This window comes from Achromobacter pulmonis (assembly GCF_021733725.1).
In the GTDB taxonomy this organism is placed as follows: Bacteria; Pseudomonadota; Gammaproteobacteria; order Burkholderiales; family Burkholderiaceae_B; genus Achromobacter; species Achromobacter pulmonis.
Genome location: NZ_JAIFOT010000001.1, coordinates 3,916,595 through 3,936,113, shown reverse-complemented (window position 1 = coordinate 3,936,113; position 19,519 = coordinate 3,916,595). Strand labels below are relative to the sequence as shown.

Here is a 19,519-nt window from a genome sequence, read left to right as displayed (position 1 = left end):
CATGGACGGGACCTTGTGCGTGGCCGGCGCCGGCCGCATGGGCATCGGCATCACGCTGTCGTACATCCATGCGGGGCTGGACGTGACGCTGATCGACATCAAGCCGCGCGCCGCCCGCGCCGAGTATTTCGCCGCGGTGCAGGGCGGACTGCGGCGCGAAATGGCTACGCTGACGCGGCTGGGGCTGCTGGACGCGGCCCAGGCGGAAACCGCGCTGGGCCGGGTGCGGCTGGTCGCGCGCGACGAGGCGGCCGGCGATCTGGCCCGCGCCCGCGTGGTGTTCGAGGCCGTGCCCGAACAGCTGGACGTCAAGCGCGAGACCTTCGACTGGCTCGGCCGCGTCTGCGCGGCCGACAGCGTGATCGCCTCCACCACCTCGACTTTTCTCGTCACCGAGCTGGCCGGCATGGTGCCCGAGCCGGGGCGCTTCCTGAACGCGCACTGGCTCAATCCCGCCTGCCTGATCCCGCTGGTGGAAGTGAGCCCCGGCCCGCGCACCACCGCGGCTGCCTTGCAGGACCTGCTGGCGGTGTTGCGCCTGGCCGGCAAGACGCCGGTGCAGTGCGCGCCCGCCGCCGGCTACATCGTGCCGCGCATCCAGGCGCTGGCCATGAACGAGGCGGCGCGCATGGTCGAGGAAGGCGTGGCCAGCGCCGAGGACATCGACACCGCCGTGCGGCTGGGCTTCGGCCTGCGCTTCTCGGTGTTGGGCCTGCTGGAGTTCATCGACTGGGGCGGCGGCGACATTCTCTACTATGCCTCGCGCTACCTGTCGGGCGCGCTCGACGCGCGTTTCGCGGCGCCGCCCATCATCGAGCGCAACATGGAACAGGGCCGCAACGGCCTGCGCGAAGGGCAAGGCTTCTACGACTATGCCGGCGTGGATGTGGAGGCGTACAAGCTGCGGCGGCTGGGCGAGCTGTGCGCGCGGCTGGAGATCATGGGGTTGCTGCCGACCTTCGATGGCGCCAAGGCGGCCGCCGCATCCTGAAGGGCGGCCGGCGCCTCGGGTCCGTGGCGTTCAGGGCGCCAGCGTCTTCAACACCTGAAGCGCCAGCCGCACCCGCGCCTCGTTGGGATAGTTGCGGTTGGCCAGGATCACGATGCCGAGCTTGCGCGCCGGCACGAACGCCACGTAGGCGCCGAAGCCATTGGTGGCGCCGGTCTTGTTGATCCACGCTGCCTGCTGCGGCGCCAGCGGCGGCCGCAGCGCCTTGACCGGCAGGGTCTCGAACGCGACCTGGGCGGAATTGCCGTGCACCAGGTCGTCGACCGACACCGGATAGCGGTACTGCTCCCAGATCAGATCCTGCGTCATCGCGCCCAACTGGTAGTAGCCGGTGTGGGTGGCGGCGATCGCGCGCCCCAGCGTGGCGTCGACCGGCGCGGTGCCCAGGTTGATCTCGACGAAATGCAGCATGTCGCGGGCGCTGGACTTCACGCCATAAGCCTCGTTGGCCAGCACGCCGGGATTCACGCGCACCGGCGCGTCCTGCTTGTCGTAGCCCTGGGCGTAGTCAGCCATTTTTCGTGGCGGCACCTCCAGGTAGGTGTCGCGCAGACCCAGCTTGGGAAGCAGATCCTGCTCCAGCGCCGCGACGTAGGGCTGGCCCAATGCCCTCGCGGCCACCACGCCCAGCATGCCGATGCTGGGGTTGGCGTAGGTGCGCTTGGTGCCAGGCGCATACCGCGGCGTCCAGGCCTTGAGGTAGTCCATCAGTTGCGCCGTGTTCTGCACCGCGCCCGGCACTTGCAGGGGAAAGCCGCCGGCGGTGTGCGTGGCCAGGTTTACCAGCGTCAGCCTGGCGAATTCGCTGCCTTGCAGTTCGGGCAGCCATTTGGCGGGGCTGTCGTCCAGCGACAGACGGCCGCTGGCCTGCGCGTAGGCGGCCAGCGTGACGGTGAAGGTCTTGCTGATCGATCCCAGCTCGAACAGGGTGTCGCTGGAGACCGCGCGGCGCGGCTGGCGCGAGGCGTCGCCATAGTTGAAGAAGCGCTGCTCGCCGTTGTGGCTGACGCCGATGGCCATGCCGGCGATGCCGTACTGGCGCATGACCTCGGCGACGGCGGCGTCGACGGCAGCCGTGGCACGATCGGCCTTGGCGGGCATACCGGCTACGGGCGTACCGGCTACGGGCGTACCGGCCCTGGACGGCGCGGTGGCCGGGGAAGCCGTGGCTGGCGCCGCCAGCATGGCGGCCGGCGCCAGGGCCATCACCAGGGCGGAAATCAACAGGGAAATGCGGGGCGTTGCCGGAGCGCGCATGCGGGATCGTCCTATCGCTGGGGCCGGCCCGTGCCGGCGGAGTCGGCGCCCAGTGTAGAGCCAATCCCGCACCACCCTGGTATTAACCCTGGGTCCCGCGCGCGACGGATTTTGGCTATCCTCACCTCGTCGATTCAAAACCCCGCAGAAGAGTCCCGCCCCGTGGCGGGCGCCGACGGAGCAACCGCCCCGGAAACTCTCAGGCAACAGGACTGCGCGGTCTAGACAATCTGGAGAGAGGCGCCTGGCGCCCACCGAAGGGGAACCCGCGCCGCCGCGCCCGGGTGAAGCTCTCAGGTACAGAGACAGATGGGGTGCCACGATCATCGGGTCGTGGCCACGCCATCTGGAGCCATCATGCCCCGCATCGCCATCATCGGCGCCGGTATCACCGGCGTCACGTCCGCCTATGCCTTGAGCAAACTGGGCTACGACGTCACCGTCTACGACCGCCAGCGCTATCCCGCCATGGAGACTTCCTACGCCAACGGCGGCCAGTTGTCCGCCAGCAATGCCGAGGTCTGGAACAGCGCCGCCACCATCATGAAGGGCCTGCGCTGGCTCGGCCGCCATGACGCGCCGCTGCTGCTGAACCCGCGCCCGAGCTGGCACAAGTATTCGTGGCTGGTGCAGTTCATGGGGCAGATCCGCAACTACCGCCAGAACACCATCGCCACCACGCGCATGGCGATCGAGGCGCGCCGGCACCTGTATGCCATGGCCGAGGAAGAAGGCATCGATTTCGACCTGGAGCGCCGCGGCATCCTGCACATCTACCACGACGCCGCCAGCTTCGAGACCGCGCGCCGCGCCAATGCGTTGCTGCGCGAAGGCGGGCTGGATCGGCACGCGGTCACGCCGCAGGAAATCCGCGCCATCGAGCCCACGCTGCGCACGCCCTGCCACGGCGGCTTCTACACGCCGTCCGACGCCACCGGCGACATCCACAAGTTCACCAGTGGGCTGGCGCGAGCCTGCGTGCGCCGCGGCGTGCAGTTCGAGCAGGACGCCGACATCCGCGCCATCAGCCGCGACGGCCGGCCCTACGTGCTGGACGTCGCGCGCGAGGACGGCACGCGGCGCGAGCCGCACGAGACCGACGCCATCGTGATCTGCGCCGGCGCCGCCAGCCGCCGGTTCGCCAGGCAGTTGGGCGACCGGCTGAACATCTATCCGGTCAAGGGCTATTCGATCAGCGTGCACCTGGATGACGCCGATAGCCAGGCCGCCGCGCCCAGCGTGAGCCTGCTGGACGAGGCCGCCAAGATCGTCACCAGCCGCCTGGGCGACCGCTTCCGCGTGGCCGGCACCGCCGAGTTCAACGGTTTCAACCTCGACATCCGCGCCGAACGCATCCAGCCGCTGGTGGACTGGACCCGCCGCCACTTTCCCGGCGTACGCACCGCGCGCGTGGTGCCGTGGTGCGGTCTGCGGCCGATGATGCCCGACATGATGCCGCGCGTGGGACCAGGCAAGCGGCCGGGCGTGTTCTACAACACCGGCCACGGGCACCTGGGTTGGACGCTGTCGGCGGCAACGGCGCAGATGCTGGCGGTGAGCGTGCGGGACGGCGTGGGACGGTCTTGAACCTGTTCCATGAGGCGATCGGCGCAACGGCGTACGCACACCTCGTTTGCGTCCATCGCCAGGACGTCACGTCCTAGCCGGCGCGCAGGCCAATGCGCCCCATCATCAGGCGCCATTTGTCGCTGGCGTGCCCCGCGGGTCAGGCGCTGGCAAGATGCTGCGCCGCTTGCCGCAGCCAGGTCCGCAAAGCCACCAGGCGCCGATCATCGGCGCTGCCCTCCGGGTACACCAGGTAATACGCGAAATCCGGCGCCATGCCGACCTCGCGGTCGAACAGCCTGACCAGCCGTCCGCTGGCCAGGTCGGCTTCGATCAGGGCCGGTTCCAGCAGGGCCACGGCGCTGCCGTCCAGCGCCGCCTGCGCCACGTGGCTGGAATCCGGAAAGGCCAAGCTGCGGCCATCGTCGAAGCCGGCAACGCCGGCTGCGGCCATCCAGGCTTTCCAATCGGGCCAGGCCATGCCGTCGACCACGCAGTCGATATGGCACAAGGGATAGTGCGCCAGGTCTTGCGGCGCGGCGATGGCCGGGCCGCTGGCGAGCAAGGCGGGGCTGGCGACCGGCGCCAGCGTCGTGGCGAACAGGCGGTCGGCCCGCGCCCCCGGGTAGCGGCCGGCGCCGAAGCGGATGGCGGCGTCGATGTCGTCGGCCTCGAAATCGCGTACCTGTTCGCTGATGTCGAAGCTCAGCTCCAGCTCCGGATGCGCGGCGCGCCAGCGCGCCAGGCGCGGCAGCAGCCAGTGGGTGGCGAAACGCGCCTCCAGCGACAGGCGCAGGTGGCCGGGGCCGCGCGCCATGCGGCGGGCGCGGCCGACGGCGCGCCGCAGGCCGTCGAGCGCGTCGGTGGCGGCCCGCAGCAGTTCCGCGCCGGCGGGCGTCAGCTGGATGCTGCGGCTGGTGCGGGTGAACAGCACCAGGCCGAGCTGGTCCTCGATTTCCTTGATCTGGTAACTGACCGCGGCGGGGGTCAGGCCGACCTCGTCCGCCGCGCGGGTGAAGTTCAGCAGGCGGCCGGCGGCCTCGAAAGTGCGCAGCGCGCGCGTGCCGGGCAGCATGCGGGTGGAGGTCATGATCTTCAAGCCGGATTTGATGATCAGGCGACCATAGCGTGGCGCGACGTTGGGGTCAACGCGGCGTCAATGCGCCAGCAGGCGCGGCAGCGACGACGCCAGCAGCGTCAGCCCCGAACACGTCAGCAGCCCCAGCACCAGCCGCCGGAACGTGACTTCCGAGATCCCGATGTACAGGCGCGTGCCCAGCAGCGTGGGAATCAGCATGGCCGGCGCCACCACCGCGAACATGGGCGCCATGTCGCGCGTGACGATGCCGGTGGCCAGGTAGGTGGCCATGGTCACGGCCAGCATCGACAGGTTGAAGTTCTGGATCACGGCACGCTGCGTGTCCTTGTTGAAGCCGCGCAAGGTGCACCAAAGCGTGGGCACGCTGCCAGCGAAGCCGCCGATGCCGCCCAGCACGCCGCCCACCAGGCCGACCGCGCCGTCGCCCCAGCGGTTGCCGCCGATGCGCGGCAGCCGCTGCGCCATCAGCATCACCGGACACCACAGCGCCAGCAGCGCGCCCAGCACCACCTTGAACCAGTCCATGTCCAGGTGCGGCAGGATCCGCACCCCCAGCGGAATGCCGGCCAGCCCGCCCAGCAGAAAGGGCCACAGCAGCGCCCAGTTGAAGCCGCGCCGCACCGAGAACACCGCCAGCAGCTGGCCGGTGAGCGCGCCGAACACGGCCAGCGCCGCCGCCAGCCGCGGGTCCAGCACCCAGGCCCAGAACGACATGGACACCATGCCGAAAGCAAAGCCCGACAGGCCTTGCACGAACCCCGCCACGGCCGCGCCGATGGCGACTATCCATACCGCATCCATTGCCCTGCGTCTCCTTGTGGTCGCGTCCGCTGGCGGGCCGTTCGGCCCGCCGGGATCTCGTGACGGCAGATTCTAGGCGCGCGCCGCGATGGCCCTATTTGAAGTGCTGATGCCGCGATAGGTTTTCGGTGATGGCGGCAAGGTTCACAGGAAGATCGTGCCGCGCAGGTACAGCGCGGCCTGGCCGCTGATGATGACGCGGCCGTTGTCGCGTAACTCACAGCGCAGTTGGCCCTTGCGCGCCCCGCCCTGCTCGGCGGAGAGCCGCGTCTTGCCCAGCCGCTCGCCCCAGTACGGCGCCAGCGAGGTATGCGCCGACCCCGTGACCGGGTCTTCGTTGACGCCGACGCGCGGGCCGAACCAGCGCGACACGAAGTCGTAGCGGGAGGACGGCGCCGTCACCGCCACCCCGCGCACGTCGAACTTCGCCAGCGCGGCGAAGTCCGGCGCGAGGCCGTCGATCAGGCTTTCGTCGTCGATCACCACCAGGTAGTCGTCGCTGCGGTACAGGGCGCGCGCCGCCGGCAGGCCCAGCGCCGGCAACAGGCCGTCGGGAATGGCTTCGGCCACCGGCTGTTTGGCGGGAAAGTCCATCGCCAGCCCGTCACCGGCGCGGCTGACCCGCAGTTCGCCGCTGCGGGTGGCAAAGCGCAGCACCTCTTCTTTGGCGCCCAGTTGCTCGAACAGCACCCAGGCGGCCGCCAGGGTCGCGTGGCCGCACAGGTCGACCTCGACCGCTGGCGTGAACCAGCGCAGCTCGTGGATGTCGCCGCGGCGCACGACGTAGGCGGTCTCGGACAGGTTGTTCTCTTCGGCGATGCGTTGCAGCGTGGCGTCCGGCAGCCACGCCGCCAGCGGCACCACGGCGGCGGGGTTGCCGCCGAAGGGCGCGGCGGAAAAGGCGTCTACCTGGTAGAGATCGAGTTGCGGCATGCGGAATCCTGGAAACGAGCGGGTATGAGCGGCGGCTCGGCGCCGCCATGCCGCATTTTGCTACGAAACGCCGGCGACTTCCCGCAGCAGCGCCTCCAGGCGGTCCAGGTCCGCCTCCTGGCGCGCGCTGTATCCGATCACCACGCCCGTCGGCCAGGATACGCACCGGCAGAATTCCGCGACCGGCTGCAGGCCCAGGCCCAGCGTGCGCGCCCGCGCCAGCAAGGCCGCCACGTCGATGCCGGGCGGCGGCCACCACACCAGGTGAAAGCCCGCCTGTTCGCCGCTGACGCGCAGCGGCGCCGCGCCCACCGCCTGGCGCAACATGCGCAGCACCCGGTCGCGCCGCTGCGCGTAGACCGGCCGCGCCCGCCGCACGTGGCGCGCAAAGCCGCCGTCCTCCAGGAACGCCGCCAGCGTCATCTGCTCGACGATGCTGCTGGAGCGCCCCGTCAGGTAACGGGCGCGGGCGAAGTCCGCCACCAGCGGCCGGGGCAGCACCGCATAGCCGATGCGCAGGGCGTTGAACAGGGTCTTGTTGAAGCTGCCGCAGTGGATCACGCGGTCGGCGCGGTCCAGGCTTTTCAGGGCCGCCAGCGGGGCGCCGTCGTAGTTGAATTCGCTGTCGTAGTCGTCGTCCAGGATCCAGCAGCCAGCCTGCGCGGCCCAGTCCAGCAGCTCCAGGCGGCGCGATACCGGCATGGTGATGCCGGTGGGCGACTGGTGCGCCGGCGTCACGTGCACCAGCCTGACGCCGTGATGGCGGCGAGCGCGCGCCACCGAAAACCCGTGCGGATCGATGGCCACCGGCACCACGCGCCGCGTGTACTGGCTGAACAGCGGCATGGCGTTGAGATAGCCGGGATCTTCCACCAGCACCTTGTCGCGCGGCGTGAGCAAAAGGCGCGCGCTGAGGTCGAGACCGTCGCGGATGCCGGTCAGCACCACCACCTGATCGGCATCGCAGGCAATGCCGCGCGCCGCCCCGAGATACCGCGCGATCTGTTCGCGCAGGGGATACCAGCCCTGTGGATCCTCGCGCGCCAGTTGCGCCGCCGTGACCCGCCGGGCGCTGGCCTGCAGGCCCTGGCGCCAGGCCGCCATGGGAAACAGCGAAGCGTCGGCGCCGCGCGCGGTGAAAGGCGGTTCGTGCCGCAAGGGGGGAACCGAATGGTCGCCATCCGGGGCCAAGCGCGGCGCGCGGCCCGATGCGGGCGGCGCGCCGGCCGCGGCGGGCGCCATGGCCATATCGCCCGGCAGTCCGTGGCGGAAGAAATTGTCCGGGATGACCGCTGCCACATAGGTGCCCGAGCCGACCGCGCCGGCGGTGTAGCCTTCGCCGCGCAACTGGTCGTAGGCGGCCTCGACGGTGGAACGGGCGACATGCCAGCGCGCCGCCAGACTGCGGGTGGAAGGCAGCCGCCCGCCCGAGGGCAGGACGCCGCGCAGGATGCGTTCGCGGATCTGCCGATACACCCAGGACTGCTTGGATTCGTCCGGACGCGGCGGATCGACTGGCAGGTCCAGGCTGGCCTCCTGGCGGGCATCGCGCGAAAGTGGCTTGGTCTGGTTCATAGAAATGGCCCTATTTCGTCAGGCCATTCTATCGCTACATTGGCCCCATCGCCCCCTCGGGCACGCCAACGGAATCGCGCCATGTCCACGCCCGCCCACACCATCACCCTCGAGCACGGCTGCTTCACCAGCGATGGCAGCGCCTCGATCCTGGAGGCCGCGCTGGCCCAGGGCGTGGCCGTGCCGTTTTCCTGCCAGCGCGGCGAGTGCGGTTCGTGCCGCGCCCAGGTCGCCGGCGGCGCCTACGCCCGCCTCGCGCCGCCCACCGAGCGCACCTATGTCACCGCCGCCGACGAATTGTTGATGTGCCAGTGCCGCGCGGCCGGCGACCTGACGCTGCGCTTTCCGCACTGGCAGGCGCCGGCGCGAACGGCGCGCCACTATCCGGCGACGGTGCTGTCGCGGGCGCCGCTGACCGCTGACGTGACCCAATTGATCGTGGCGCCCCACGACACTGCCGGGGCCTTCACCTGGCAGGCCGGACAGCATGTGCGCTTCCTGATGGAAGATGGCGGCGAGCGTCCGTTCTCCATCGCCAGCGTGCCGGCCGCGGCCGGCCCCACCCGGCTCGAATTCCATATCCGGCGCATGCCCGGCGGCGGATTCACCGAACGGGTGCTGCCGCGCCTGATGCCCGGCGACACGCTGACCCTGGCGGGTCCGCATGGCGCCTGTGTCTGGCCGGCGCAAGGCTGGCCCGGGGCGGTCGAATCCCTGGTGCTGCTGGCCACGGGCACCGGCTATGCCGGCGTCCACCCGATCATGATGGCGGCATTGCAGGACCCGCGCATCAAGCGCGTCACGCTCTACTGGGGCGGCCGCGACGCGGACGACTGCTACGCGGGCCCGCTGCTCAACGCCTTGCAGGGCAAGCACAGCGGTTTCCAATGGCAGGCGGTGCTGTCGCGGGCCGCCGCCGCGCCCGCCTGGCACGTGCAGGACGCCGCCCTGGCAGCGGACCATGACTGGCCGCGCACGGTCGCCTACGCCTGTGGCAACCCGGCCATGGTACGCGCGGCGCGCGACCGGTTGTGCGCGGCCGGCCTGCCGCCGGACTGCTTCGTGTCCGAGGCCTTCGTGCCGGCGCGGGACCTGCCTGGCAAGCGCGTCGCGCCGGCCCCGGCCCATCCTTGGGAACAGGTCGGCCAGCGCTTCAGCCTGGACGGCATCCTCGACGCGCGCCGCCGTTCACGCGATGCGGTGCGCGAGATCGCCGCGCTGCTGCGGCCCGGCATGACCACGCGCGAGGCGGTCATGGCCGCCGACGCCCACCTGCGCCGCATGGGCGCCTCGCACAACTGGCATCCGACCTACGTGCGCTTCGGCCCCGACTCGCAGTCGCCAGCGGTGCAGCCCACCGACTTCCAGCGCCGGCTGCGCGACGATGACGTATTCGTGGTGGATATCGGCCCGGTATGGGACGGCTATGAGGGCGACTATGGCGACACCTTCGTGCTGGGCGCGGATGCCGACCGCCAGCGCTGCGCCGAAGCCGCGCGCCAGGTGTTCCGGCGCACGCGCGAGGACTGGCTGCGGGGGCTGACCGGCGCGGCCCTGTACGACCGCGCCGAGGCCTACGCGCGCGATTATGGGTGCGAGCTGGTGCGCGAGGTGCCGGGCCACCGGGTGGCGGATTTTCCGCACGCGCTGTACGGCAGGCACCGGCTGGCGCAGGCTGAATTCGTGCCGGCCGATGGCATCTGGGTGCTGGAGATCCAGGTGCGCGACCGCACGCTGCCGATCGGCGCGTTCTATGAGGACGTGCTGCTACGGGAGATCGCTTGAGGCGCGGCGAACGCCCCTTAGGGTTTGTCCCCATGCCGCCCTTGTCGATCCGGGGGAAGCTCGAACGTCGTCCCTGTACGCCCAACTTCCCTTCAAAGGTGGATTCATCATGACGACTGGCACTGTGACCCTGCATCGCGTGCTGCGCGCTGCGCCCGACACCGTGTACCGCGCTTTCCTGGAACCGGACGCCGTGGCGCGTTGGTTGCCGCCCTACGGCTTCACCTGCGAAGTCTTCGAACTGGACGCCAAAGTCGGCGGCCGGCACCGCATGGCGTTCCGCAATTTCGGCACCGGCCACGCCCACGGCTTCGGCGGCGAATACCTGGAATTGGTGCCGGGCGCGAAGATCCGCTACAGCGACGAATTCGACGATCCGAACCTGCCTGGCCGGATGCAGACCACCATCACGCTGCGCAAGGTGTCCTGCGGCACCGAGATGACGGTGGTGCAGGAGAACATTCCGGCGGTGATTCCGCCGGAGATGTGCTATCTGGGTTGGCAGGAATCGCTGGCCCAGCTGATGCGGCTGGTCGAGCCGCAGATTCCCGACTGAGGCCGGCGGCGCGCCCGCCCATGCCGATCCCGCGCAACCGGCGCGGCATTGTCCGCCCCATGGCGTCAGGCGGCGGGATTGCCGGCGCCCGCCGGCCCGGCCTCCTGCGCCAGTTCGGCGGCCAGTTCCTCCAGCTCCAGGCAGTGGGTGCGGTCGTGGTCGAGCAGTTCACGCACGATCTGATCCAGGGTCATGCGGTGCAGGCCATCGCGCAGGCCGCAGCGGGCCAGCGCGGCCGCATCGAGCTGGCGCAGCGTGGCGCACAGGCGCTGGCGGCCGCGGCGGAACGCGGCCAGGGCGAGTTCGGGGTTCTGCTCCTGGTAGGCGCGCTCGGCCGCCAGGGCGGTGCCGTCAACCGAAGCGATGACGGGCAGCGGCGCGGTGCGGATGACGTCGATGCGCTGCGCGAAGACGCTGTCCAGGTCGCGCAGGTGACAAACATGCTCGGTCATCGAAAAACCGCTGCCGGCGGGCCGCCGGCCGCGCCAGGCCGGGTCGATGGCCGCCATGCGCGCGGCCAGCGCTTCCGGCATGCGCGCCAGGCTGGCGATGACCTCGGCGAACGGCAGCACCACGGGCCGCGCGCTGAACACCGCGCCATAGCTGAAGACCGCGCCGCCGATGCGGCCGCGCGCCTGCACCACCTCGTGGCCGTGGCGCCGCATGCGGTCGGCCACCAGCGCGCCGCAGAACTGGCGCGCGGTCGTGTCTTGCGCCACCTCGGGGAATCTTTCCTGGATGTCGTCAGCGATGGCGGCAACGGCGGCCACGCCGACCCGCGACAGCGCCGCGTATTCGGGATAGCGCGCGGGGTCGTCGATGAGCGCCTCGAGCTGCTGGCCCAGGGGGGTGGCGCGGAACTGGTCGAAACGGGAGTGCATGACAATCTTGGCCTAATAACAGCGCAAAACGATACGTTATAGACCGCCCGCCCGTCAAGCGTGGCCCCACGCCCGCCCTGTCGCAGAACGGTCACATTGGCGCGTCACCATCGCGCATCATGACCACCCCAGCGGCAGCGGCCGACTACCAAACCGATATCTCCGGCCTGATCTGCGCGTTCCGCTTCGCCGGCGGCGGCCCCGCCGCCGAGATCGCCGCGCCCGCGGTCGCCGGCCTGCTGGCGCGCGCCGCCGAAGCCTGCGCCAGTGACGGCGACGACGAGGACGCCTTCCTGTGGCTGCACCTGAACCTGTCGCAAGCCGGCTGCGTGCGCTGGCTGCAGGCGCACCTGGACCTGCCCGACACCTTCATCGGCATGCTGGGCGGGCACGCCCATTCGACCCGCATCGAGCAGCACGAGGGCACGCTGGTGGCGGTGTTCAACGACGTGATCTTCGATTTCGACCGCACCCCGGCGCAGGTCTCGACGCTGTGGGCCTGCGCCCATCGCAAGCTGCTGGTCACGCTGCGGCGCAAGCCGCTGCGTTCGCTGGACCGCCTGCGCGAGCATGTGCGGCGGGGCGAGCCATTCGGTTCGCCAGCCGAGTTGTTGACCCACCTGATGCGCGACCAGGCCGACCTGATGATGGAGATCGTGCGCAAGGCCAGCGTCGATGTCGATGACATCGAGGACCACTTCCTGGCCGCGCGCGGCGGCCCGGGCCGGCTCGATCTGGCGGCCACCCGGCGCGTACTGGTGCGCCTGCAGCGCATGCTGGCGCCGGAACCTGGCTCGGTGTTCCGCCTGCTGGCGCGTCCGCCGGCGTGGCTGCGTCCGCGCGACGTGCAGGAACTGCGCGAATCGACCGAGGAATTCTCGGTGGTGCTGGGCGACATGGCCGGCCTGGTCGAACGCATCAAGCTGCTGCAGGAGGAAATGACGGCGCGGCTCGATGAACAGAACAACCGCACGCTCTTCACGCTGACATTGGTGACGGTGCTGGCGCTGCCCATCAATATCATGGCCGGCCTGTTCGGCATGAATGTGGGCGGCATTCCGCTATCGGCCGACCACCATGGTTTCTGGATCATCTGCGTGCTGGTGGCGGCGTTCACCGCGGTCGTCGCCTGGCTGGCATTCCGCCGCCGCCGTGGCTGAAAGGCCGCGCGCCCTGCCGCGCCAGCCATGGCGGGCGTCCGGGCGGGCGCTACTGGTAGCGTTCGCGATAGCCCACCGGCGACATGCCGCAATACTTGTTGAAAAGGTCGCGAAAGGCCTTGGTGTCGTTGTAGCCGACCTCGTACATCACCTCGGCCACGCTCTTGCGCGAACTTTCGAGGCGCTTCTTGGCGGCCTCGACGCGCACCCGCTGCACGTATTCGACGATGCTGTTGCCGGTGGCCTGGCGAAAGCGCCGTTCCAGCGTGCGGCGGCCCAGGGCGTGGCGGTCGGCCAGGTCCTCGACCGTGATCTTCTCGGTGTAGCGGCTTTCGATGTACTCCTGCACCGCGCGCACCACCTGGTCGGCGTGTGACTTGTGGCCCATGAACACCGAGAACGGCAGCTGGCTCTGGCGGCTCCAATCGAGCTGGAAGTACTTGGCGCACCAGATGGCGGTGTCGCGGTCGGTGTATTTCTCGATCAGGTGCAGCACCAGGTGCGCGGCCGAGAAAGCGCCGCCGCTGGTGTAGATGCCGTTGCCGGACTGGACCACGCGGTCGCAGCTCCAGTCCACCGACGGGAACATGCTGGCGTACAGGTTGCGCGCCGCCCAATGCACCACCGCCTGCTGGCCATCGAGCAGGCCGCCGGCGGCCAGCAGCGCCGCGCCCAGGCACAGGCTGGCGACTTCGCCGCCGCCACGGTAATGGCGGGCCAGCCAGGCGATCAATTCGCGATTGGACAGCACCGCGTCGGACACCGCGCCCAGCAACGGCGGCGCAATGCAGATGTCGATATCGCGCGCTTCGTCCAGCACCAGGTCGGCCTGCACCGTGATGCGGCCTTCATCCAGGCTGACCTGACGCGTGGCGGCCAGCGTGCGCACATTGAAGCGCGGCGGCCGGCCCTGCGCGGCCAGGTATTCATTGGCCACCAGGAAGCCGTGCCGGGCGGTTTCCAGCGAAGCAATGTTGGCGCCGCTGGGCAGCAGAAAGGCGATGTTTTTCATGCCGCCAAGCATACGCTTGCGGCCTGTCGCAATCCACCCTCAAGAATGTCGCAAACGCCTATCTGAAAGCGCCGCCGATCCCGATACAGTGACATCTGCCGACGCGCGAATGCGGGTTCCGCGCCGGTCCACACAACAACACGAAGTCAAGGAGCATCAGATGGAACAGTACATAGACGGTTACCTGTTGAGCGTGCCCCAGGCCAACATCGAGGCCTATCGCAAAATGGCCGAGCTGGCCGGCTCGATCTGGCTGGAACACGGCGCGCTGGAGTTCCGCGAATGCGTGGCGGACGACATCGACGGCGAGGGCTTCGCTTCGTTCAGCGCCGCGGCCGGCGCGCGCGCGGGCGAGACCGTGGTGTTCTCGTGGATCGCGTTCGCCAGCAAGGCGGAACGCGACCGCATCAATGCCAAGGTCATGGCCGATCCGCGCCTGAACAGCATGTCGTGCGAAGGCGTGTTCGACTTCAAGCGCATGTGCTGGGGCGGCTTTGCCACGCTGGTCGGCAAAACCGCCCGCCCCCAGTAAAAAAAACGAGGCGGCCTGTCGATTGCGGCGGCCGCCATTCGTCGTGGGAAAGGACGGGCAGGCTGGTTGGCGCGCCGCCCTCCCCCAAGACCCAACCTTCATCCAGGATTTTCGGAGACACATCATGGCTACCCCCGCAAAGCAGGCGATTCCCGACGGCATGCACACCTTGACCCCGCACATCGTGTGCGAAGGCGCCTCGGACGCCATTGCGTTCTATCGCAAGGCCTTCGACGCGCAGGAACTGGCGCGCCTGCCCGGCCCCGGCGGCAAGATCATGCACGCGGCCATCCGCATCGGCGATTCGGTGATGATGCTGATGGACGATTTTCCCGAGTGGGGCAGCCTGGGGCCCAAGGCGCTCAAGGGCACGCCGGTGACGCTGCACCTGTACGTGCAGGATGTCGATGCCGCGATGCAGCAGGCGGTGGCGGCCGGCGCCCAGGTCACCCTGCCGGCGGCCGACATGTTCTGGGGCGACCGCTATGGCCAGGTAGTGGACCCGTTCGGCCACCGCTGGTCCATCGCCACCCACAAGGAAGACCTGACGCCCGAGGAAATCCAGGCGAACATGGCCAAGATGGGTCCGATGGAAGGCTGCGGCGATCCGGCCAACAAACCGGGCTGAACGCCAGCGCCCGCCGGCCAGGGCGGGCGCGCGCCCCGCCGCGCCGGTCAGCCCGGATACGGGCCCAGGAAATCCAGCTTGCCGATCGGCACGCCGACGTGGCGCAGGATGTCGTAGGCGGTGGTGACGTGGAAGTAGAAGTTGGGCAGCGCGAACGTCAGCAGATAGGCGTCGCCCTGGAATTGCGGCTTGAATTCACCGAAGCTGAGCGTGATGCTGCGCGCTTCGGCGCCATCGAGCGCGCTGGCCGGCACTGCGCGCAGATAGGCGATGGTGTCGGCCACGCGCTTTTGCAGTTGCTCGAAGGTGGTTTCCTCGTCGGGGAATTTGGGCGACTCGACCAGCGACAGGCGCTGCACGGCGAACTTGGACGCATCGCTGGCGCGTTGCACCTGGCCCGACAGCGGATACATATCGGGCGCCAGCCGGGCGTTGACCAGCGTGGCCGGATCGATGCCGTTGGCGGCCGCGTGGGCCGCGCCTTTTTCCAGCAGCGCGGCCAGCACGCTCAGGCCGCGGATGAAGACAGGCACCGAGGCCTGGTACAAGGACAGGGACATGATGATCAGTTCCGAAAAAGCATTGCCGGCCGGCCCCTGAGGTGGCGCCGGATCACCGCACATGACGCGATGTTAGCGCCGCCACGGCAGGCGCGGCGGGCGGCCATGGCGACATGTGCATATATTTTTTCCGACCAATCGCGCCCTGGCCGGCCCTTACGCCGGCAGGCGCCGATGCCCCTGGAAGAAACGCCAGATCAGCGCCGACGCATCGGGGCCGCCGCGCGCGTGGTAGCGCACCGCGGCGTCGCCGCCGCTCCAGGCATGTTCGATGCGGCTGATCTCGCACAGGCGCAATACCGCCTTGCGGTTGCGCAGCATGTCGACGCGCCGGTAGGCTCTTTCGGTGCCCAGGCCCAGCACCCGCTCGACCGTCGGTTCGTCCTCGGCCAGGCCATTGACGGCGCGGAACTGCTCGAACAACTGCCGGGCGTTGCGCGGCGCCACCGCCGGATCCATCTGCCCCTGCAGGATCATGGCGGGCATGCCCAGCCGGAACACCGCCGCATCGGCCACGTCCCGTAGCAACGGCAGCACCGGCTTGAGCGAGCCGCGCCGCATGGCGTGCAGCCCGGCCGCGGCGGTGTGCGCATCGCCCACCACCGGTCCCGAATGCATGGCCAGCGCCGCGATCAGCGCCGGATGGCGCAGCGCCACCAGCGCCGCCATGCCGGCGCCCGCCGACAGGCCGGCGATGTAGACGCGCTGCGGATCGAGCCCGTGCCGCGCGACCTCGGCGCGAATCAGCGCGGCGATCAGATCGGCCTCGCCGCCGCCGTGCTGCGCGTCGGGCTGAAACCAGCGCCAGCAGCGCTGCACCTGGCGCGTCATGGACTGCTGCGGATACAGCACCATGAAGCCGCCGGCGTCGGCCCATTGATTCATGCGCGAGCCGCGCGCGAAGGCCAGCGCGGTCTGGCGGCAGCCGTGCAGCATCACCACCAGCGGCATGCCCTGGCGCGGCGCCGCTGGCGGGGTATAGCGGGCGAAGCTCAGGCGCCGGCCATGGGCGTCGGAAAATTGCCGCGTGGCCTCCCAGCGGCCGCCGCCCAGGTTGGGCGCGCCCGCGCCGGCGGGATGGACCGCGCCACGCCGCGCGGCGGCCTGGCGCGCCGACGCGGCGCGCTGGCGGGCCTGCTGGGGCGCTGCCATGCGCAATGCCGCGCGCTGGATCCTGCCCAGCTTCTTCGCGGCATTGAAAAACAGATGAGCGAAACTGCGCGCCATGGTTTGGGCCTGTAAACGCTGTGTGACTCCACGGCGGCATTTGGCAGGTGCCTGGCCGCAGCGCGGCCCGCTGGCACCCGCCTGCGGGCGGACACCTGGAGCAGTCCGGCTCAGAAACGGCCGGAGGAAATCGCCGCGCTGCTGGTCAGCAGCTCCAGGCAGGACACCAGCGCCACCACGATCGTGATGATGGCAAGGACTTTGACGACCTTGCTGGTGCCGGGTTGCGTCAGTGTCGCGGTCATGCGCGTGACGATGTATGCCCCAACCATCAGGCCGATTGCCGGAATCATAGAAGCGCCTCCCCTTGAGAGTCTGTGCGGGCCCGCCGGATGCGTTGCCCTTCGATAACGCGTCGCGCCGCCTCTGCGGGCGGCTGATTGAGCGTGTGAAATGTATCACACAGTAACTTGTCCCCGCAGCTTTTCGCGCAAACCAACCTGGCCCGGGTTTGCCACAGATCAAGCGTTTCCGCCCCGCGCCCTGGCGGCGGCTTGAGGCGGCCGCGCAAAAACCTTAAGGTTGCAATCCCAGGTTCCATGTTCATTGCAGGCCGCGACAAGCCATGTTCCCGAACGACCGCCGCCAGACCCCGGGCGAGGAAATCGCCAATACCATCAGTCATGGACTGGGCGCGGCCGGCGCGCTGGCCGCGGCCCCGATCCTGATCGTCGCCGCCACGCGCCGCGGCGATGCCGCCTTCATTGCCGGCACCGCCGTGTTCGCCGCCAGCATGTGCCTGCTGTACCTGGCCTCGACGCTCTACCACGCGCTGCCCGACAACCGCGCCAAGCGCCTGTTCAACCTGCTCGACCATTCGGCCATCTATCTGCTGATCGCCGGCACCTACACGCCGTTCGCGCTCGGCGCCTTGCGCGGGCCCTGGGGCTGGACGCTGTTCGCGCTGGTCTGGGGGCTGGCGCTGCTGGGCGTGGGCCTGAAAGTCAGCAAGCGCCTGGACCGGCCGGCCATCTCCACCGGGCTCTACCTGGCCATGGGCTGGCTGGTGGTGATCGCAGTCAAGCCCTTGCTGCAGGCGGTGCCCGAAGGCGGCCTGTGGTGGCTGGTGGCGGGCGGTCTGGCCTATACCGGCGGGGTGGTGTTTTTCGTGTGCGACAACCGCTGGCGATACAGCCACTTCGTCTGGCATCTGTTCGTGCTCGGCGGCACGGCCTGTCATTTCTTCGCCGTGCTGTGGTACGGCGCCGGCGCCGCCTGAGGGCGAGCCGCGCCGCGGCCGGCGCTCAGTGGGTCGCTTGCAGGTACCCCGTGGGCGGCCGTCCCAACACGCGCCGGAACATGGTCGAGAAGGCCGCCGGACTCTGATAGCCGAAATCCAGCGCGATCGCCGTGACCGGCGTGCCTGCGGCCAGCCGCGCCAATGCCAGCACCACGCAGGCGCGCTGGCGCCAGGCCGCGAACGCCATGCCGGTCTGCTGGCGGAAATGGCGGCTGAACGTGCGCGGGCTCATGTGCAGGCGCGCGGCCCAGGCCAGCGGCGACTGGCGCACGTCGGGCGCGGCCAGGAAGGCGCGGCACAGCGGCGCCAGGCGCTTGTCGCGCGGCAGCGGGATGTGCAGCGGCAGCACCGGCGCGCGCGTCACCTCGTGCAGCAGCAGCGCGGCCAGCGCGCCGTCGCGGCCGGCGCGGTCGTAGCGCGCCGGCATGTCCACCGCCGCCAGCAGCAACTGGCGCAGCAATGGCGAGACCTCGACCACTTCGCAGACGCGCGCGCCGGCGCGCGCCGCGCCCGGCTCGATATAGGCGCTGCGGGTGCTGACGTCCTGCATGCGCACCTGATGCGCCACGCCGGCGGGAATCCACACCGCGCGCTGCGGCGGCACCACCCAGTTGCCGTCGCGCGTGGCCACGTGCATGACACCGGTGGCGCCGTATAACAGCTGCGCGCGGCGGTGCGTATGCGCCGGCAGCAAGGCGCCGGGCGCATAGTCGTTGCCGATGGCGACCACGGCGCGGTCGAGGCGGTCGTGCGGGTCGATGTGGGTATTGCGCATGGCGGCGGGTTTGGCCGAAACACGAACATTATTGTCCAATCCTCGAAAGCCAGCCAGCGCGCGCCATCCTATCGTGGCGTTTTCCCCTCCAAGGATGTTTGCGATGCTGTATGTGACTCTGGCGCTGTTCGGGGCCTTGAGCGGCGTGACCACCGTGCTGTTCGGCTTCGGTGGCGGCTTCGTGGTGGTGCCGGTGCTGTATGGCGTGCTGCGCGCCACGCACGGCGCCGATGACCCCATCGGCCAGGCGGCGATGCATATCGCGGTGGCGACCTCGACCTGCGTGATGATCGTCAACTCGCTGGCCGCGACCCGCCGGCACCTGCGCGCCGGCAACCTGGTGCGCGCCTATGTCTGGCCGCTGGCGGCCTTCATTGCCGCCGGCGCGCTGCTGGGCGCCTGGGCCGCCACCCGCGCCAGCGGCGAGCTGGTGCGCGACGCCTTCATCGCCTACCTGGCCGTCACCCTGCTCGATTGCCTGTTGCGCCAGGGCTTCATGGCGCGCCCACAGGCTCAGGCGGCGCGCCCGCTGGGCCGGGGCGTGGTAGTCGGTGGCGGCGTGGTGATCGGCGTGGTCGCCACGTTCCTGGGCGTGGGAGGCAGCGTGATGACGGTGCCGCTGCTGCGCCGCCGCGGCCTGCCCATGGCCAAGGCCGCGGCCATGGCCAATCCGCTGACGCTGCCGGTAGCCCTGGTCGGCACGCTCGCCTACATGGCGGCGGCGCGCACGTTGCCAGCGCCGCTGGCGCCCTGGATCATCGGTTATGTCGACCTGCTGGCCTTCGCCACGCTGGCGCTCGGCGCGCTGGCGGGCATCCGGCTGGCGGCGCCGTGGATCCCGCGCATTCCCGACCGGCTGCACGCGCGGGTCTACGTGGCCCTGCTGGCGCTGGTGTTGCTGAGCCTGGTGCTGGCGTAGCGCG

General features: G+C 69.9%; 20 protein-coding genes and 2 riboswitches. Of the genes, 9 read left to right on the top strand and 11 right to left on the bottom strand.

Annotated elements, in window-relative coordinates:
- Position 1 precedes the first annotated feature (1 nt).
- Positions 2-991 carry a 3-hydroxybutyryl-CoA dehydrogenase gene (locus K2W61_RS18100; protein WP_175135746.1) on the top strand — a complete coding sequence of 330 codons (990 nt, stop codon included), beginning with the start codon at positions 2-4 and terminating at the stop codon, positions 989-991.
- Between the two features lie 30 nt (positions 992-1,021).
- Here the strand turns inward: K2W61_RS18100 and ampC are convergent, their stop codons facing one another.
- Complete coding sequence (gene ampC / locus K2W61_RS18095; RefSeq protein ID WP_236756247.1) at positions 1,022-2,266, bottom strand: class C beta-lactamase; 1,245 nt, start codon at positions 2,264-2,266, stop codon at positions 1,022-1,024.
- Positions 2,267-2,401: 135 nt separating this feature from the next.
- Positions 2,402-2,491, top strand: a riboswitch (glycine riboswitch).
- A 1-nt stretch (position 2,492) separates the two neighbouring features.
- Positions 2,493-2,579, top strand: a riboswitch (glycine riboswitch).
- A gap of 44 nt (positions 2,580-2,623) precedes the next feature.
- Between ampC and K2W61_RS18090 the strand changes: the two genes are divergently transcribed.
- Complete coding sequence (locus K2W61_RS18090) at positions 2,624-3,853, top strand: D-amino acid dehydrogenase (protein ID WP_236756246.1); 1,230 nt, start codon at positions 2,624-2,626, stop codon at positions 3,851-3,853.
- Positions 3,854-3,992: 139 nt separating this feature from the next.
- Here the strand turns inward: K2W61_RS18090 and K2W61_RS18085 are convergent, their stop codons facing one another.
- The 4 genes from K2W61_RS18085 to pdxR form a co-directional block, all read right to left on the bottom strand.
- Positions 3,993-4,922 carry a LysR substrate-binding domain-containing protein gene (locus K2W61_RS18085; RefSeq protein WP_236756245.1) on the bottom strand — a complete coding sequence of 310 codons (930 nt, stop codon included), beginning with the start codon at positions 4,920-4,922 and terminating at the stop codon, positions 3,993-3,995.
- Between the two features lie 66 nt (positions 4,923-4,988).
- On the bottom strand, positions 4,989-5,732 hold the full coding sequence (locus K2W61_RS18080) for a sulfite exporter TauE/SafE family protein (protein ID WP_175135717.1): 744 nt from the start codon (positions 5,730-5,732) through the stop codon (positions 4,989-4,991).
- Positions 5,733-5,876: 144 nt separating this feature from the next.
- The gene (locus K2W61_RS18075; RefSeq protein ID WP_175135716.1) at positions 5,877-6,665 is read right to left on the bottom strand and encodes a PhzF family phenazine biosynthesis protein; all 789 of its coding nucleotides are present in this window, start codon (positions 6,663-6,665) and stop codon (positions 5,877-5,879) included.
- A gap of 60 nt (positions 6,666-6,725) precedes the next feature.
- Positions 6,726-8,240, bottom strand: coding sequence for a MocR-like pyridoxine biosynthesis transcription factor PdxR (gene pdxR, locus K2W61_RS18070; RefSeq protein WP_236756244.1), 1,515 nt, complete (start codon positions 8,238-8,240; stop codon positions 6,726-6,728).
- 81 nt (positions 8,241-8,321) lie between these two features.
- On the opposite strand from pdxR, the gene K2W61_RS18065 reads away from it, so the two are divergent.
- Both K2W61_RS18065 and K2W61_RS18060 read left to right on the top strand, forming a co-directional pair.
- A complete protein-coding gene (locus K2W61_RS18065; RefSeq protein ID WP_236756243.1) occupies positions 8,322-10,025 on the top strand; it encodes an NAD(P)H dependent flavin oxidoreductase family protein in 1,704 nt (567 codons plus the stop codon).
- A gap of 109 nt (positions 10,026-10,134) precedes the next feature.
- Entirely contained in the window at positions 10,135-10,581 is a 447-nt protein-coding gene (locus K2W61_RS18060; protein ID WP_175135713.1) for an SRPBCC family protein, read from the top strand.
- Between the two features lie 65 nt (positions 10,582-10,646).
- Here the strand turns inward: K2W61_RS18060 and K2W61_RS18055 are convergent, their stop codons facing one another.
- Complete coding sequence (locus K2W61_RS18055; protein ID WP_236756242.1) at positions 10,647-11,462, bottom strand: DinB family protein; 816 nt, start codon at positions 11,460-11,462, stop codon at positions 10,647-10,649.
- 119 nt (positions 11,463-11,581) lie between these two features.
- On the opposite strand from K2W61_RS18055, the gene K2W61_RS18050 reads away from it, so the two are divergent.
- Positions 11,582-12,622 (top strand): transporter, encoded by a 1,041-nt coding sequence (locus K2W61_RS18050; protein WP_175140554.1) that lies wholly within the window; start codon positions 11,582-11,584, stop codon positions 12,620-12,622.
- 49 nt (positions 12,623-12,671) lie between these two features.
- Here K2W61_RS18050 and K2W61_RS18045 read toward each other — a convergent pair whose 3' ends face one another.
- Entirely contained in the window at positions 12,672-13,646 is a 975-nt protein-coding gene (locus K2W61_RS18045; protein ID WP_175135710.1) for a GlxA family transcriptional regulator, read from the bottom strand.
- Between the two features lie 148 nt (positions 13,647-13,794).
- On the opposite strand from K2W61_RS18045, the gene K2W61_RS18040 reads away from it, so the two are divergent.
- Both K2W61_RS18040 and K2W61_RS18035 read left to right on the top strand, forming a co-directional pair.
- Positions 13,795-14,166 carry a DUF1428 domain-containing protein gene (locus K2W61_RS18040; protein WP_175135709.1) on the top strand — a complete coding sequence of 124 codons (372 nt, stop codon included), beginning with the start codon at positions 13,795-13,797 and terminating at the stop codon, positions 14,164-14,166.
- Positions 14,167-14,290: 124 nt separating this feature from the next.
- Positions 14,291-14,794 (top strand): VOC family protein, encoded by a 504-nt coding sequence (locus tag K2W61_RS18035; RefSeq protein WP_175135708.1) that lies wholly within the window; start codon positions 14,291-14,293, stop codon positions 14,792-14,794.
- Between the two features lie 47 nt (positions 14,795-14,841).
- Here the strand turns inward: K2W61_RS18035 and K2W61_RS18030 are convergent, their stop codons facing one another.
- The 3 genes from K2W61_RS18030 to K2W61_RS18020 all read right to left on the bottom strand — a co-directional run bounded on the left by K2W61_RS18030 (position 14,842) and on the right by K2W61_RS18020 (position 16,874).
- Positions 14,842-15,354 carry a DUF1993 domain-containing protein gene (locus K2W61_RS18030; RefSeq protein WP_175135707.1) on the bottom strand — a complete coding sequence of 171 codons (513 nt, stop codon included), beginning with the start codon at positions 15,352-15,354 and terminating at the stop codon, positions 14,842-14,844.
- Between the two features lie 156 nt (positions 15,355-15,510).
- Positions 15,511-16,581, bottom strand: a complete 1,071-nt coding sequence (locus K2W61_RS18025) for an extracellular catalytic domain type 1 short-chain-length polyhydroxyalkanoate depolymerase (protein WP_236756240.1) — start codon at positions 16,579-16,581, stop codon at positions 15,511-15,513.
- 110 nt (positions 16,582-16,691) lie between these two features.
- Positions 16,692-16,874: a hypothetical protein gene (locus K2W61_RS18020; protein ID WP_175135705.1), complete on the bottom strand. Its 183-nt coding sequence runs from the start codon at positions 16,872-16,874 to the stop codon at positions 16,692-16,694.
- 272 nt (positions 16,875-17,146) lie between these two features.
- Here K2W61_RS18020 and trhA point away from each other — a divergent pair, with 272 nt between their 5' ends.
- Entirely contained in the window at positions 17,147-17,800 is a 654-nt protein-coding gene (trhA, locus tag K2W61_RS18015) for a PAQR family membrane homeostasis protein TrhA (protein WP_236756238.1), read from the top strand.
- A 25-nt stretch (positions 17,801-17,825) separates the two neighbouring features.
- Here trhA and K2W61_RS18010 read toward each other — a convergent pair whose 3' ends face one another.
- Complete coding sequence (locus K2W61_RS18010; RefSeq protein ID WP_175135703.1) at positions 17,826-18,596, bottom strand: AraC family transcriptional regulator; 771 nt, start codon at positions 18,594-18,596, stop codon at positions 17,826-17,828.
- Positions 18,597-18,699: 103 nt separating this feature from the next.
- Here K2W61_RS18010 and K2W61_RS18005 point away from each other — a divergent pair, with 103 nt between their 5' ends.
- A complete protein-coding gene (locus K2W61_RS18005; protein ID WP_175135702.1) occupies positions 18,700-19,515 on the top strand; it encodes a sulfite exporter TauE/SafE family protein in 816 nt (271 codons plus the stop codon).
- Positions 19,516-19,519 lie beyond the last annotated feature (4 nt).

Excerpts from the sequence above, each read along its gene's own strand:
- trhA (WP_236756238.1), top strand. The coding sequence starts at position 17,147 with ATGTTCCCGAACGACCGCCGCCAGACCCCGGGCGAGGAAATCGCCAAT.
- K2W61_RS18080 (WP_175135717.1), bottom strand. The coding sequence starts at position 5,732 with ATGGATGCGGTATGGATAGTCGCCATCGGCGCGGCCGTGGCGGGGTTC.
- K2W61_RS18060 (WP_175135713.1), top strand. The coding sequence starts at position 10,135 with ATGACGACTGGCACTGTGACCCTGCATCGCGTGCTGCGCGCTGCGCCC.
- K2W61_RS18020 (WP_175135705.1), bottom strand. The coding sequence starts at position 16,874 with ATGATTCCGGCAATCGGCCTGATGGTTGGGGCATACATCGTCACGCGC.
- K2W61_RS18065 (WP_236756243.1), top strand. The coding sequence starts at position 8,322 with ATGTCCACGCCCGCCCACACCATCACCCTCGAGCACGGCTGCTTCACC.
- K2W61_RS18045 (WP_175135710.1), bottom strand. The coding sequence starts at position 13,646 with ATGCTTGGCGGCATGAAAAACATCGCCTTTCTGCTGCCCAGCGGCGCC.
- ampC (WP_236756247.1), bottom strand. The coding sequence starts at position 2,266 with ATGCGCGCTCCGGCAACGCCCCGCATTTCCCTGTTGATTTCCGCCCTG.
- K2W61_RS18035 (WP_175135708.1), top strand. The coding sequence starts at position 14,291 with ATGGCTACCCCCGCAAAGCAGGCGATTCCCGACGGCATGCACACCTTG.
- K2W61_RS18055 (WP_236756242.1), bottom strand. The coding sequence starts at position 11,462 with ATGCACTCCCGTTTCGACCAGTTCCGCGCCACCCCCCTGGGCCAGCAG.
- K2W61_RS18030 (WP_175135707.1), bottom strand. The coding sequence starts at position 15,354 with ATGTCCCTGTCCTTGTACCAGGCCTCGGTGCCTGTCTTCATCCGCGGC.
- K2W61_RS18005 (WP_175135702.1), top strand. The coding sequence starts at position 18,700 with ATGCTGTATGTGACTCTGGCGCTGTTCGGGGCCTTGAGCGGCGTGACC.
- pdxR (WP_236756244.1), bottom strand. The coding sequence starts at position 8,240 with ATGAACCAGACCAAGCCACTTTCGCGCGATGCCCGCCAGGAGGCCAGC.
- K2W61_RS18010 (WP_175135703.1), bottom strand. The coding sequence starts at position 18,596 with ATGCGCAATACCCACATCGACCCGCACGACCGCCTCGACCGCGCCGTG.
- K2W61_RS18090 (WP_236756246.1), top strand. The coding sequence starts at position 2,624 with ATGCCCCGCATCGCCATCATCGGCGCCGGTATCACCGGCGTCACGTCC.
- K2W61_RS18075 (WP_175135716.1), bottom strand. The coding sequence starts at position 6,665 with ATGCCGCAACTCGATCTCTACCAGGTAGACGCCTTTTCCGCCGCGCCC.
- K2W61_RS18040 (WP_175135709.1), top strand. The coding sequence starts at position 13,795 with ATGGAACAGTACATAGACGGTTACCTGTTGAGCGTGCCCCAGGCCAAC.
- K2W61_RS18100 (WP_175135746.1), top strand. The coding sequence starts at position 2 with ATGGACGGGACCTTGTGCGTGGCCGGCGCCGGCCGCATGGGCATCGGC.
- K2W61_RS18025 (WP_236756240.1), bottom strand. The coding sequence starts at position 16,581 with ATGGCGCGCAGTTTCGCTCATCTGTTTTTCAATGCCGCGAAGAAGCTG.
- K2W61_RS18050 (WP_175140554.1), top strand. The coding sequence starts at position 11,582 with ATGACCACCCCAGCGGCAGCGGCCGACTACCAAACCGATATCTCCGGC.
- K2W61_RS18085 (WP_236756245.1), bottom strand. The coding sequence starts at position 4,922 with ATGACCTCCACCCGCATGCTGCCCGGCACGCGCGCGCTGCGCACTTTC.